11 protein-coding genes are annotated in these 13,941 nt (G+C 37.3%); 2 read left to right on the top strand and 9 right to left on the bottom strand.

Translation table 11 applies throughout. The annotated features are described in order from the left end of the window. Nucleotides 1–54 precede the first annotated feature (54 nt). Entirely contained in the window at nucleotides 55–510 is a 456-nt protein-coding gene (locus JO178_RS03110; protein ID WP_291931476.1) for a tRNA (cytidine(34)-2'-O)-methyltransferase, read from the top strand. Nucleotides 511–551: 41 nt separating this feature from the next. Here JO178_RS03110 and JO178_RS03105 read toward each other — a convergent pair whose 3' ends face one another. Continuing rightward, nucleotides 552–1,025, bottom strand: a complete 474-nt coding sequence (locus tag JO178_RS03105) for a 23S rRNA (pseudouridine(1915)-N(3))-methyltransferase RlmH (RefSeq protein ID WP_291931473.1) — start codon at nucleotides 1,023–1,025, stop codon at nucleotides 552–554. A 168-nt stretch (nucleotides 1,026–1,193) separates the two neighbouring features. On the opposite strand from JO178_RS03105, the gene JO178_RS03100 reads away from it, so the two are divergent. Beyond that, complete coding sequence (locus tag JO178_RS03100) at nucleotides 1,194–2,207, top strand: YihY/virulence factor BrkB family protein (protein ID WP_291931470.1); 1,014 nt, start codon at nucleotides 1,194–1,196, stop codon at nucleotides 2,205–2,207. Here JO178_RS03100 and nhaA read toward each other — a convergent pair. The 8 genes from nhaA to JO178_RS03060 all read right to left on the bottom strand — a co-directional run bounded on the left by nhaA (nucleotide 2,204) and on the right by JO178_RS03060 (nucleotide 13,915). After that, complete coding sequence (nhaA, locus tag JO178_RS03095; RefSeq protein WP_291931467.1) at nucleotides 2,204–3,382, bottom strand: Na+/H+ antiporter NhaA; 1,179 nt, start codon at nucleotides 3,380–3,382, stop codon at nucleotides 2,204–2,206. The genes JO178_RS03100 and nhaA overlap by 4 nt on opposite strands. A gap of 2 nt (nucleotides 3,383–3,384) precedes the next feature. After that, on the bottom strand, nucleotides 3,385–5,595 hold the full coding sequence (locus JO178_RS03090) for a RelA/SpoT family protein (protein ID WP_291931464.1): 2,211 nt from the start codon (nucleotides 5,593–5,595) through the stop codon (nucleotides 3,385–3,387). Between the two features lie 109 nt (nucleotides 5,596–5,704). Then, the gene (locus tag JO178_RS03085) at nucleotides 5,705–6,070 is read right to left on the bottom strand and encodes a hypothetical protein (protein ID WP_291931462.1); all 366 of its coding nucleotides are present in this window, start codon (nucleotides 6,068–6,070) and stop codon (nucleotides 5,705–5,707) included. A 522-nt stretch (nucleotides 6,071–6,592) separates the two neighbouring features. Further along, complete coding sequence (acs, locus tag JO178_RS03080) at nucleotides 6,593–8,500, bottom strand: acetate--CoA ligase (RefSeq protein ID WP_291931459.1); 1,908 nt, start codon at nucleotides 8,498–8,500, stop codon at nucleotides 6,593–6,595. Nucleotides 8,501–8,670: 170 nt separating this feature from the next. Further along, nucleotides 8,671–10,557 carry an AMP-binding protein gene (locus JO178_RS03075; RefSeq protein WP_291931456.1) on the bottom strand — a complete coding sequence of 629 codons (1,887 nt, stop codon included), beginning with the start codon at nucleotides 10,555–10,557 and terminating at the stop codon, nucleotides 8,671–8,673. 113 nt (nucleotides 10,558–10,670) lie between these two features. Next, nucleotides 10,671–11,030, bottom strand: a complete 360-nt coding sequence (locus JO178_RS03070) for a response regulator (protein WP_291931453.1) — start codon at nucleotides 11,028–11,030, stop codon at nucleotides 10,671–10,673. 19 nt (nucleotides 11,031–11,049) lie between these two features. Then, entirely contained in the window at nucleotides 11,050–13,731 is a 2,682-nt protein-coding gene (locus tag JO178_RS03065) for an ATP-binding protein (RefSeq protein ID WP_291931450.1), read from the bottom strand. Continuing rightward, on the bottom strand, nucleotides 13,721–13,915 hold the full coding sequence (locus tag JO178_RS03060) for a hypothetical protein (RefSeq protein WP_291931447.1): 195 nt from the start codon (nucleotides 13,913–13,915) through the stop codon (nucleotides 13,721–13,723). Before JO178_RS03060 ends, JO178_RS03065 begins: the two co-directional genes overlap by 11 nt. Between the last annotated feature and the right edge of the window lie 26 nt (nucleotides 13,916–13,941).

The following is a 13,941-nucleotide window of genomic DNA, read 5'->3' as shown; positions in this document are numbered from 1 at the left end:
GTCATAGACTATCCATTGTATGGGATTTCATATACATTAAAGCAACGAAAACAGATGTTGAATATTGTTCTTGTAGAACCTGAAATACCTAATAATACGGGGAATATCGGAAGGTTATGTGTAGGTACGGAAAGTAAACTGCACCTGATTCATCCCTTTGGATTTGTTATTAATGATAAAAATCTGAAGCGTTCCGGTCTGGATTATTGGGTGCATCTTGATGTGACCGAATATGCCCATGTTGAAGAATGGATAAAAAATATTCCTGATCCTTCCCGTGTTTTCTTAATGAGTTCTCATGCTGAAAAATCATACCTTGAAACCGAATTTCAGGATGGTGACTGGCTGGTTTTCGGGAAGGAGAGTGTAGGACTGGGTAAAGATGTTCTTGATCGTTTTGAAAATCACCTGACCATTCCCATGTCAAAGTTAATCCGCAGCTTTAATATAGCAAATTCAGTGGCTTTTGTTGTGGGAGAAGCGAAAAGACAGATCGCTTTAAAAGGATAGCATTTACCCTGCAATAGGGACATCTTAATGACAGACCGTTTTTAATCATTATGATAAGGCTTGCCCTGTAAGATCTGATCAGCGCGATAAAGCTGTTCAACGATAAACAGTCTGATCATCTGATGAGTAAATGTCATTTTGGATAAAGACATTTTTTCATTCGCTCTGTTGTAGATTTCTTCTGAAAAACCATATGCACCTCCAATCAGGATGTGTACTTTTTTAACGGAAGAATTCATCCAAGTATCAATTTTCTGAGAAAACTCACGGCTGGTAAACTGTTTGCCTTTTTCATCAAGGATAACTACCAGATCGTTTTTATCGATATGATTCAAAAACAGCCTGGCTTCGTCTTTTTTTAAAAGATCAGGAGATAAATTCTTGGCATTCTTGACATCAGGAATCTCTGTAATCTCAAAATTCCAGTGTTTGGGTAAACGGGTAAGATAATAATTGATCAAAGAAGTAATTTCCCTGTCGTCTGTTTTGCCTATACAAAGTAAACTGATGCGCATTATAAGAAGTTTCAGGCTGCAAAGATAGGGTTTTGAAGGCAAGAGGCAAAGTGATGAGCCTAAGGTTTAAAGTTTTAAACAGCATGTTGTCTGATTCCTGTTTCTATCTTAATAAACTTTTCCCATTTAATATAATTCCCCTACCTTTGTATAAAGACAAACAGATAGATGAGTGTAAAAGTTCCTAATTTTATTTTGAAAATTCAAGATTTTTTCGACAGCATCCATATTCCTGTTTTGGGAATATCGCTTTGGCAGATGTTTCAGATTTATATCTCAGGAATTTTCAAAGGAAAAATAGGAAGAAAGGCGGCGGCTATTTCCTGGAGCTTTACCATGAGTCTGTTTCCGTTTATTCTGTTTCTTCTTTCGGTGTTACCTTATATGCCACATTATGAAAAATTACAGTTCTATATTTTTGATGTATTGATGCATAATGTTTTTCCTTCCAATATGGAAAACGATGTAAGAGGCTATATACAGCACAATATTATTCCTAATATGAAAGGGATCAGTAATCTGACTATTGTACTGGCGCTTATTTTTGCAACAAACGGAACATTTTCTCTGATCAATGGATTTAATGAAAATTCGGATGAAAAACTAAGTGATGTTAAAGAATTTATCCTATCATTTTTCATTACAATAGGTTTTATTACCATTGTATTTTTAACGCTTTTCGGGGTTTATTATGTGGAGGTCGTGATGAAGCTTTTTGCTCCTGCCTATGATGTTACATGGTTTGTGGACAACCTTTCCAGTATCATTGGATTTGTGTCTTTTCCATTGTTCTATTTTATTCTTTTGACCCTGTTTTACTGGCTGGGAACTGTTAAGATTGCCAGATTCAGACAGGCTGTTCCGGGTGCCGTTCTGACAACGGTTTTATTTCTGACCACTACTTACATATTTGCGATTTATGTAAAGGACATCGCCCGATATAATGTACTTTACGGATCTATTGGAAGTATGATTCTTTTAATGGTTTGGGTGAATGTGAATGTTTACCTTCTTTTATTCGGAAATGAACTGAATATGGCAATCAGAAAATTAAGGATAGAGAAGCTTCTCTCGGATGAAATACAAAAAGAAACCGTTCAGTATCATACCCAGATTAACGAACCCGGATATGATATTGACGATGAGCATAAAAGAAAGCTTGAAGATCTGAAGGGAAATTAATCTTCTTCAGTTTCAGGAGTTTCCTTTGAGCTGATTTTTAGTATGGTAAATCCTAAAACAGCAGCAATAAAAGAGGCTATCAGGATTGCAAATTTGGCTTCATCCTGAATGTGTATATCATCTTTAAAGGATAATAAAGCAATAAATATAGACATGGTAAACCCGATTCCGGCAAGCAGACCTACGCCTATCATTTGGGTCCAGTTACTGTTTTGAGGTAAAGAGCTTAGTTTTAACTTAATTGCAATAAAAGAAAATAGGTTAATTCCAATCAGCTTTCCAAGTACAAGTCCGCAGATAATACCCAGTCCTAACGTACTGGTAATTCCGGTAACCATATCTTCTGAAAACGTAATATTCGTGTTAGCTAAAGCAAAAACAGGCATAATCAGGAAGCTTACAGGAATGTGAAGTTTATGTTCCAGTTTTTCCAGAGGAGAGATCTCTACATTGGAAGCATTGGTAGGAATTGAAAAAGCCAGTAAAACTCCTGCTATTGTAGCATGGATCCCTGAGTGATGAAGAAAATACCATAAAAATAATCCCGGGATGATGTAGCATATAATTCGGGTTACTTTTAAGAAATTCAGTAAAAATAATAAGGCTGTCACTCCAAAAGAAAGCAGCAGATAGCTCCAGTGAATCTGCTCTGTATAGAAAATGGCGATCACCAGAATTGCGCCCAGATCATCTACAATAGCCAATGCAGCAAGAAATATTTTAATGGAATTTGGAATTTTCTTTCCCAGCATTGAAATGATAGCCAGCGAAAATGCGATATCCGTTGCCATAGGAATTCCCCATCCGTTAGTATATTCAGTTCCGGAGTTGAACAATGTATAGATAAGAGCCGGTATAAGCATACCGCCGACAGCGGCAAAAATAGGTAGAGAGGCATTTTTAAAAGACGATAATTCGCCTTCTACAAGCTCTCTTTTTATTTCCAGTCCTACCAGAAGAAAAAATACAGCCATCAGTCCGTCATTGATCCAGATACTGACAGGGTATTGCAGTTCAAATAAATGTGTTCCTACCTGTTGGTCTAAAAAATGCTGAAACCCTTCTGCTCCAGAAGAGTTGGCAATAAGTAAGGAAATAAGCACGCAGAAAATAAGAATAATTCCTGAGACCTGGCTGTTGTTGAAAAATTTTTTAAAATAAAGAGATAAATTCATAATTACGATTGTAGCCGTCTTATTCTTGAAATACCATTAATTCCTTTCAGTTTTTTAAAGGTCTCTTCCAGCTGACCTTTGTTTTTTACCTCAAGTGTAATGTTTCCGGTAAAGACGCCGTTGTTAGACTCAATGGACATGCTTTTCATATCCATTCCCATACTCCCGCTGATTACAGCGGTAATATCATTGATCATTCCCATTCTGTCAAGTCCTTCAATTTCGATCTTAACTCTGTTTTTGAAACTTTCCGCATTTACCCACTTGGCAGGGATGACACGATAGTCGTATTGTGCTCTAAGGTTGATTGCATTCGGGCAGTTATCACTATGTACTTTTATTCCGTCCGAGATGGTAATAAATCCGAAAATTTTATCCCCCGGAATGACCGTACAGCATTTTGCATAGGTATAGTTTAGTTTTTCTTCATCTTTTCCGAAAACAATCATATCAAGGTTTTCCTGTTTCGGTTCCTCGAAATTCTGGCTTTTAGTCGGAGATTTTCTGAATCTTGAAAGCAGGTTGTTGAATACATTTTTACTTTCGATATATTTCCTAAGGCTGCTGACATCCAGTTCGTTACTTTGAAATTTAAGAAACAGCTCCTGTGATGATTTTAAATTAAAGAACTTCTGAAGTTTATTGATCTCTTCATCATTAAAGTTGATCTTCGCATGTCGGAGTTTTCTCTGAAGAATTTCTTTCCCTTCTTCTACCAGTTGATTTTTCTGTGAGTTCAGGTAGCTTTTAATCTTTGATTTTGCTTTTGATGTTACCACAAACTCCAGCCAGTCAGATTTCGGTTTCTGATTCTGTGAAGATAGAATATCTACCTGATCTCCGTTTTGAAGAATATAAGAAATCGGAACCAGTTTTCCGTTGATCTTAGCTCCCAGACATTTCATTCCCAGATCCGAGTGGACGGAGAAAGCGAAATCCAGAGCTGTAGCATTGGTCGGTAAAATCTTGATTTCCCCTTTTGGAGTAAATACAAATACTTCTTTTGAGTACAGGTTAAGTTTGATATTATCCAGTAATTCGGAGGTTGACAGGTTCTGTTGCTGTTCAAGAACTTCACGGATCTCCGTAACCCATTTCTCAAAATTACGGTCATCAGAACTTTGTTTATAGCCTTCTTTGTATTTGTAATGAGCAGCAACTCCTTTTTCAGCGATTTCATCCATTCGCTCTGAGCGGATCTGTACCTCAATCCATTTTTTATCAGGTCCGAGAACTGTCAGGTGAAGACTTTCATAACCTGTAGAACGGGGCTGGGTAATCCAGTCTCTCATTCTGGAAGGATTACTGTGATATACATCCGTAACGATAGAGTAGATCTTCCAGGCCAGGAACTTCTCATTCTTAGCATCAGACTTATAAATGATTCTGATGGCATAGTTATCAAAAACCTCTTCAAAAGAAACCCCTTGTTTAAGCATTTTTCTGTAAATCGAAGAAATTGCTTTTGCACGCCCCTTGATTTTAAAGTTTAATCCTTCTTCATGTAATCTTTCGGAAACTTCTTTTTTAAATTCTTCAATATATTTTTCACGACTTTCTTTGGCCAATTCCAATTTTTCCGTGATCTCATTATATATTTCCGGGTTATTGTACTTTAATGAAAGATCTTCCAGCTCAGATTTAATATTATATAGCCCTAAACGGTGAGCCATAGGAGCATAGATGTATACCGTTTCTGAGGCAATTTTTTTCTGTTTGTCCGGAGCCATGCTTTCCAGTGTTCTCATATTGTGAAGACGGTCCGCAATTTTAATCAGGATTACTCTGAAATCTTCGGAAAGAGTCAGTAGCAGCTTTCTGTAGTTTTCAGACTGTACAGAAATATTCTGATGGTTCATGATGGATATCTTAGTCAGTCCATTCACGATACTGGCTATTTTTTCTCCAAAGATTTTTTTCAGATCTTCATACGTATAATCCGAATCTTCAATGACATCATGCAAAAGTGCACAGGCAATAGAAGTGGCCCCCAAACCAATCTCCGTTGCCACAATTTTAGCTACAGCAATAGGGTGGTAGATGTAGGGCTCTCCGGATTTTCTCCTTTGATCTTTATGGGCATCCAAAGCAATATCGAATGCCTTTCGGATAAGTTTATTATTTTCCTCATCCAACGTTCTGTAGGTGTTAGAAATCAGGTCCTTATATCTTGAAAGGATCTCTTTATTCTCTTGTTCTAAGTCGTAACTCATTTGTGCAGATGCCTATATTTAGACGAAAATACGAAAATTTTTACTTTTTTCAAAGATAAAAGATCCGTAGAATGTGCTACGGATCTCTGGATATTAGTATTTGTCTCTCTTAAAATTTTACTTCTGAATTCATCCCGTCACTGGATGTTTTAATCTTAATATCCGGGCTGTTATGAATTTCAGCCCTGCTTCTGGCATCAATGTATTTTTTTATCGTATCATAATTCAGTTCACCGGTTCCCATATTTTCAAATAAATAAGCTTTTAATACTCCGTTTTGGCTGAAAATATTACGGGCACTTTCAGTCTGGCCATTATCCTTTACGGATACACTTGCCAGATATTGAGAGTTATTGGTTTCGTTATTAAGATAGATAATATAATCTGAATTTTCAAATCCGGAACTTTCCAGATCGACCTCAAGCTTCTTGTAATCATTATGGTGCTCAAATAGCCCCGCTAATATATTTGACATAGTTAATTGGTTTTAAGTTATGACTAAAGTTAGTAATAATTTTCTAATTATATTGAGCTTACATCAGTAAAATTTGTTAATTAACATTTCATTTACAAAGTTATTTAGGTTTAGTTAAGAATATGTATTGAACGGGTGTTTAATTCTGATAATTGAATAAATGAAGATATGAATGGCTTTAAAACCTTTATGGTTTTGTATGACAAAGTCTTTAATTATAGGATAATAAATGTTCTGTTCTGACTGAATTTAAAAGAAATGCTTTTTTCTTTAATCTGTCGCAGGTCTTTTAGTTGCTGAACAAATGAAAACAGAGGGATGATTGTGAGCTTCATATTTTGGATGATGCAGGTCATTTTATTGGGTATGACAGGCGCTTCAGCAGTAAAGTAAACGAGTATCAGACGGCTTTTTTAAAGAGACTGGGATATGAGCTATAGAATGCTTGTTTTTTTATTATCAGCTACAAAATAAAAACCCTGAATAATATTTTCAGGGTCTTATTTTTGATGAAAGGCTAAACTAAATTCTTTCGTTTTTAATTTCCTCTACAATTTCAGGATTTAATAAAGTAGAAATATCTCCGAAGTTACTGAAGTCGCCTTCTGCAATTTTTCTAAGGATTCTCCGCATGATTTTTCCGGAGCGTGTTTTAGGAAGCCCGGAAACAAACTGTATTTTGTCCAGTTTGGCAATCGGCCCGATCTGATCTGAAATCAGCTGATTAATTTCTTTTTTAAGATTTTCCTTATCACGGCTTTCACCGGTTTCTTTAAGCATTACATAGCCATACAAAGCATTCCCTTTAATATCATGGGGGTATCCTACAATGGCAGATTCCGCAACGGCTGGATGCTGATTAATGCTGTCTTCAATCGGAGCTGTCCCCAGATTGTGACCTGAAACAATGATCACATCATCTACCCGTCCTGTGATTCTATAGTAACCCACCTCATCTCTCAAAGCACCGTCGCCGGTGAAGTATTTCCCCGGAAAAGCGGTAAAGTAAGTTTCCTTATATCTTTGATGGTCTCCCCAGATGGTTCGTGCGATCCCTGGCCATGGAAAGCGGATGCAGAGATTTCCTGTTACCTGATTTCCTGTGATTTCATTACGTTTGTCATCCATGAGGACAGGCTGTACGCCTGGTAAAGGAAGGGTAGCGTAGGTGGGCTTGGTTGGGGTAACGAAAGGGAGCGGAGAAATCATAATTCCTCCTGTTTCGGTCTGCCACCAGGTATCTACAATCGGACATTTTTTCTTGCCTACATGATCATTGAACCAATGCCATGCTTCATCATTGATCGGTTCGCCTACGGAGCCTATGACTTTCAGCGAGCTTAAATCATGCTTGTCTACCCATTCTGCACTTTCTTTTGCCAGAGAACGGATGGCTGTAGGAGCAGTATAAAACTGAGTAATTTTATGTTTTTCAATGACTTCCCAGAAGCGGTCCGGCTCAGGATAGGTCGGAACTCCTTCAAAAATTACGGTAGTGGCACCATTTAAGAGCGGCCCGTAAAGAATATAAGAATGACCTGTTATCCAGCCGATATCTGCAGTACACCAATAAATATCATTTTCCTTATAATTAAATACATTTTTAAAAGTATAAGCTGTGTATACCATATAGCCGGCACAGGTATGAAGCATCCCCTTAGGTTTTCCTGTGGATCCGGAAGTGTAAAGAATAAAAAGAGGATCCTCAGAATCCATGATAATGGTTACAAAATCAGGAGACGCTTTTTCATAGAGATCAGCCAGCCAGTGATCTCTTCCTTCTTTCATTTTGATCTCGTTATGGGTTCTTTTTACGACCAGAACATTTTCTATTGTAGGTGTTTTTTCTAACGCTTCATCTACAATGCTTTTTAAATCCAATACCTTATTGCCTCTATAACTTCCGTCTGATGTTATCACCATCTTTGCCTGACAGTCATTAACTCTTGATGCAACAGCAGAAGCTGAAAATCCGGCAAAAATTACGGAATGAACCGCTCCAAGTTTGGCACAGGCCAACATCGTAACAGCCAGTTCAGGAATCATAGGAAGATAAATGCATACCCTGTCTCCTTTTTTAATTCCCATGTCCTGCAATACATTTGCCGTTTTGTTGACACGGGTGTAGAGTTCGTTGTAAGAAATATGTTGTGCTTCTTCTTTGGGGTCATTGGGTTCCCAGATGATGGCTGTTTTGTCTCCTCTTACTGCAAGATGTCTGTCTATGCAGTTTTTAGTAATATTGAGTTTGGCATTTTTGAACCATGTAATTTTAGCTTCGTTCATATCATACTTAACAACCTTGCTCCATCTTTGATACCACACGAAGTTCTGGTCTGCTACTTTATCCCAGAATTTTTTAGGATTTTTAATAGACCTTTTGTAATCCTCAAAATATTGCGGTAAATCTTCTATTAAGTAATTTCTCATATCTCTTTCGTTTTTTGAAATTTGAATTGTATTGCGTGTTTAAATTTTATAATGTAAAAAACAGATGATATTTTAATGAAATGTCATTCATCTTCAGGTTTGTAATTTTAAAACTTTTTAGGGTTTGAAAAGGAGGAAACCGGTATTTAAATTTATGTTTAATTTCTGATTTAGCCTCTATATTCCTTAATTTTTTCCTGAATCTCATCAATAATTTTCTCATCATCAATTGTCGGTGGAATCTGGAAATCTTTCCCGTCCAATAATGTTCTGATAAGTTTTCTTAATGTTTTTCCTGATCGGGTTTTAGGTAAGCGTCTGACAACTATTGCGTTTTTTAAAAAGGCTACAGCGCCAATTTTTTCTCTTACCATTTTAATGATTTCTTTTTCCACATCTTCCTCCGAGATGAATGATCCGTTTTTCAACACAACGGCAGCGAAAGGTATTTGTCCTTTCAGGTCATCATCAATTCCTACCACAGCACATTCTGCAACTTCCGGATGTGAAGACACAATCTCTTCCATTTCAGAAGTGGAGAGCCTGTGTCCTGCGACATTGATCACATCGTCTACTCTTCCTGTAATAAAAATATAGCCGTCTTCATCCTGTATTGCTCCGTCTCCTGAAAAATAATATCCGTTATACTGGGATAAATAACTGTTTTCAAAACGGTCATAATCTTTCCATATTCCCAGCATGGCTCCGGGAGGAAGCGGTAGCCTGATCACCAGGTAACCTTCATGATGAGAATCCAGTTCTAATCCGCTTTCATCAAAAATTTTGATGTCATATCCTGGAATAGGCTTTCCGGCAGATGCTCTTTTGATTTTGTAATTTTCATCAGCAGTTATTAATCCAAGCATAGGCCATCCTGATTCTGTCTGCCACCAATGATCAATGGCGGGAGCTCCGATATGCTGTGAAAACCAGTCTAATGTTGCTACATCACATCTTTCGCCGGCTAAAAACTGTTTTCTAAAATGGGACAGGTCATATTTTTTAACCAATTCTCCGTGGGGATCTTCTTTTTTAATAGCCCGTATAGCAGTGGGTGCAGTAAACATCACGGCCACTTTATATTCGGATATAATTCTCCAGAAAGTTCCTGCATCCGGAGTCATGATTGGTTTTCCTTCAAAAACAATCGTGGTATTTCTGTTGATCAGCGGGCCATAAACAGAAAAGCTGTGCCCCACTGCCCATCCGAAATCTGAGGCCGCCCAATACGTTTCACCGGGTTCAACCCCATATATATATTTCATGGAAAATTTTAATGCAGTTGCGTAGCCACCGGTGTCACGGACAATTCCCTTTGGTTTTCCTGTTGTTCCCGAGGTATAAAGAAGATAGAGAGGATGAGTGGATTCAACCGGAATACAGGCTGCGGGTTCTGATTTTTGAACCAGCTCTTCATAATCAATAAGTCCGTCGAACATTTCATTCTGATTGTCGGCCAGTTTTCTATTGTATACAATAATATTGTCTACTTTGTCCTGGGCAAGTTCAATAGCCTTTTCTACCAATGGGAGATAAGGAATTCTTTTGGCGATCTCTATTCCGGCAGTAGCTGTAATTAAAACTTTAGGCTTGCAGTCATCAATTCTTACCACCAGCTCATGAGGGGCAAAACCTCCGAAAACGACATTATGAATTACCCCGATTCTTGCACAGGCCAGCATTGCAAAAAGCGTTTGTGGAATCATCGGCATGTAAATAACAGCTGTATCTCCTTTTTTTAATCCTAATGAAACGAGTCCGCCTGCGAATCGGGCAACTTCTTCTTTTGCCTGGTTAAAGGAATAGATCTTTTTTTGCCCGGTTACCGGTGAGTCATAGACAATGGCGGGCTGATCGCCGAATCCGTCATCAATATGCTGATCAATACACAAATAGCATATATTGAGCTTTCCGTCGGGAAACCAAAGCGGGTAGCCATTTTCATCCTTAGAAAGAATTTGCTCCGGAAACTGAGTCCAGCGTATTGCTTCGGCCTGTTCTTTCCAGAATGCTTCTTTGTCTTCTATGCTTTGTTTAAATAAAGTGTCGGTATTCATATCGTATTTTGTATTTGTGTTGTCGTTGCAGATGGGATTCTGATTTGCAAACTATACTCAGGCGTAAAGAAATAAACCAGAATTTTTTATTCGTTACGTCTAATAAATATCTGTCAGAACATTTCTTCAATCTGTTGCATCAGCTTCTTAATAGAGTAGGGTTTTGTGACATAGGCATCAGCCCCCATTTCCAGTCCTCTTTCAATGTCTCTGGGGTTATTTTTGGCACTGAGAAAAATGACTTTTGTATCTTTTAATTTTTCGTCCTGTTTGATTACGTCCAGGGTACTGTAGCCGTCCAGATTCGGCATCATAATGTCCAGGAGAATCACATCGGGAACCATTGTTTTTAAAAACTCAAGCACTTCGGTTCCGTCGCGGGCAATAAAGACGTCGTATCCGTTTTTCTTAAAACTGTATTCAAGGGACATCAGGATTTTATGTTCATCATCGGCAATGATTATCTTTCTCATAAAAGGGGCTTAATAGTGTTCATACATGTTTCATTTTTTCAGGAAGGCGTATGGTGAAAGTGACTCCCGGTCCGCTGTTTTCAGCTTTTATACTTCCTCCGTGAGCCTGGATTATTTTTTTTGAAATGGCCAGCCCGAGTCCGCTTCCTGTCGGTTTCAGAATATTTTGATTTTTGGATTGATAAAATTTATCAAAGATCATTTCCAGATCTTCTTCAGGAATATGTTTTCCTGTATTGAAGGTCGTAATGATCAGTTGATCCTCTTTTTCGAATAATTTGGTTTGTATTGTTCCCTGCTCTTCAGTAAACTTTAAAGCATTTCCCCAAATATTCTGAAACAGCTGAATCATCCTTGCTTCATCATATTCAAATATAAAATGATTTAAAAGATTAATTTCACTTAAATATATATTTTTCTGTTGTATCAGGTGAAGAATCGGATTAAGTGCTTTTTTATAGGTTTCAATAATATTATTTTCCTGAATATGTAATGAAATTTCTCCGTGCTGAAGCTTATCAAGATAAAGAATGTCATTAATGATTTCACTCAATCTGTCGGATTCTGTAATGATGTTATTTAAAAATTCCTGTTTGATTTCAAAAGGAATGTCATCATCATCTGCTAAAATTTCTCCCGCAGAGCGAATGGCTGTAATCGGGGTTCTTAATTCATGAGCTACCGAATCTAAAAAATCATCTTTCTGACGATCTTTGATGATCAGGCTTTCGTTAGCTGTACGAAGGTTGTCAGACAGTTTTTGAAGTTCTTCAGATTGTTCTGTGAGTTTTTTGTTCAGGATAATATTTTCCTGAGATTCTTCAAGGATATTTAGAACTTCCTTTAAAGATATTTTATCTTCTTTGGTTACCCCCTCGATGAGAATTTTTGCTGAAGCTGTGCCGATTCTTCCTGCTAAAAGGTTTTCTGAAAACTTAATAAACCTGGAGTCAGCAGTCTCTGTTTGGGAATCGATATTATATTTTAAATTGAAAATTCTTAGCGCCTGTTTTGTTTTGCTTTTACCTAAAAAGCGCTCCAGGATATTCTGAATATCTGAAATATAAGCTGTTCCGCGCCAGATAAAAGCATTCTCGTGATTCTGGATGTATTTGTCAATATCCACGTATAACTCTGCAAAATTCCTTTCTCTGTAATTTCCTTTGACGCTTACGGAAATAATGGTAAATAAGCCGGTGTTCACCAGAAGAGACCAGAAGAAGATCTGTGGAATTCTTCCCAGATAAGGAATGGTGAAAAAACCGAATGAGTTATACATTTCTCTCAGAACACCTTTGAATTCCTGATTATAAGAAAAATAATACTGCGGAATGATCAGGCCAAAATAACAAATAGCTAATCCTGCAGCAAGCCCGATAACTGCTCCTTTGTAACTGCCTCTCCTCCAGAATATGGCTCCAAAAAATGTAGGAGCTAGCTGCCCGATGATGACAAATGAGATTAATCCTACGGAATCCAGAGACGTTTTCAGAATAAAATATTTATAAAAAGCAAAAGCCATAATAATTAAAGCAAAAATGCTGAATTTCCTGATATTGGTAATGCTTCTTGTATTTTGTACTTCGTTTTCAGATTTAAATTTTCCAAGCAGTCCGTAAGGGATGATAAGATTATTGGAAAGCATGATAGATAAAGTGATGGCGGAAATGATTATCATTGAAATACAGGAGCTTAGTCCACCCAGAAAAACAAGAACCGTGATGAGTGTATTGCCAAAATGCTGAGGGATTAAAATGGAGTAAAATTCTGGATTTACATGCTGTTTGTCAAAAATTAATCTTCCTCCCCATGCGATAGGAAAGATGAATACCGTAAAAATCAATAAATAAAGCGGAAAAAACCAGATAGCGGTTTTAATATGCTTTTCCTGTCTGTTTTCAATGATGGCCGTATGGAACTGTCTTGGCAATATGCAGATCGCTGTAGCGGAAATCATGCATAAAATCATCCAGTTCATAGCATCTTCAATGCCGTTGAATGTATTTTTTTCTTTAAAATCTTTAAAATGACTGGCTTTTTGGTAAATGTCTGAAAATCCGTCAAATACATAATAGATAACAAAAAGGCCAAGAATGATGATGAAAAATAGCTTTAAAAAGCTTTCCAGTGCAATGGCTGAAATGATTCCCAGGCGTTTTTCTGATGCATCCACATATCGCGTCCCATAATAAGATGAAAATAAAGCAATTAAAACCACAACAAAAGTAGCATTGTCTGTCAGAATATCCTTTGACATGGGGGTTTCTGTAACCAGATGAAAGGTTTCTGAAATGGCTTTAATCTGTAATCCGATATAGGGTACAATAGCTAAAAGACAGACGATGGTGATGATTGCGCTGAGGCTTCTGCTGTTTCCATACCGTAATGAAATGAAATCTGCAAGACTGCTGATTTTGTTGACTCTGGAAATTCTTACAATCCGAGTGTTGATATAGATCCATGCCGGGATGATCATAATAGGACCAATATAGATAGGGAGGTAGTTTAATCCACTTGTTGCAGCAACTCCGATACTTCCGTAATACGTCCATGCGGTGCAGTATACAGCAAGAGATAATGCGTAAATATATGGATTATTCAGCCAGAATTTGCTTCTTTTCTTTTCTGCAAGATGGGCAACTAAGAACAGAAGAGCCAGATATAAGAGGACTACAAAAAATAATGCAAAACTACTCATCATACTTTTTTACAATGACAAAAGAAACGATAATGGAAATCATCCATACAGCAAACAGATAAATCAGGATCATCGGATAGCCGAAAACCTCTTTTTCGCTGTTAAAGAGCAGTGAAATAGGAATGCTGAAAGCAATTATTAGCCCGATACTCAGAATGATCAGTTTCTGTTCGTGTCTCTTTTTCATACATGATAATTGATAAAAGATAATTG

This window comes from Chryseobacterium sp. (genome assembly GCF_019236175.1).
In the GTDB taxonomy this organism is placed as follows: domain Bacteria; phylum Bacteroidota; class Bacteroidia; order Flavobacteriales; family Weeksellaceae; genus Chryseobacterium.
Note: the sequence above shows the minus strand (reverse complement) of the source record. Positions and strands in the feature narration are given on the sequence as shown.

Coding starts and splice junctions, on each gene's coding strand:
- JO178_RS03110 (WP_291931476.1), top strand. CDS start 55: ATGTTGAATATTGTTCTTGTAGAACCTGAAATACCTAATAATACGGGG.
- JO178_RS03105 (WP_291931473.1), bottom strand. CDS start 1,025: ATGCGCATCAGTTTACTTTGTATAGGCAAAACAGACGACAGGGAAATT.
- JO178_RS03100 (WP_291931470.1), top strand. CDS start 1,194: ATGAGTGTAAAAGTTCCTAATTTTATTTTGAAAATTCAAGATTTTTTC.
- nhaA (WP_291931467.1), bottom strand. CDS start 3,382: ATGAATTTATCTCTTTATTTTAAAAAATTTTTCAACAACAGCCAGGTC.
- JO178_RS03090 (WP_291931464.1), bottom strand. CDS start 5,595: ATGAGTTACGACTTAGAACAAGAGAATAAAGAGATCCTTTCAAGATAT.
- JO178_RS03085 (WP_291931462.1), bottom strand. CDS start 6,070: ATGTCAAATATATTAGCGGGGCTATTTGAGCACCATAATGATTACAAG.
- acs (WP_291931459.1), bottom strand. CDS start 8,500: ATGAGAAATTACTTAATAGAAGATTTACCGCAATATTTTGAGGATTAC.
- JO178_RS03075 (WP_291931456.1), bottom strand. CDS start 10,557: ATGAATACCGACACTTTATTTAAACAAAGCATAGAAGACAAAGAAGCA.
- JO178_RS03070 (WP_291931453.1), bottom strand. CDS start 11,030: ATGAGAAAGATAATCATTGCCGATGATGAACATAAAATCCTGATGTCC.
- JO178_RS03065 (WP_291931450.1), bottom strand. CDS start 13,731: ATGATGAGTAGTTTTGCATTATTTTTTGTAGTCCTCTTATATCTGGCT.
- JO178_RS03060 (WP_291931447.1), bottom strand. CDS start 13,915: ATGAAAAAGAGACACGAACAGAAACTGATCATTCTGAGTATCGGGCTA.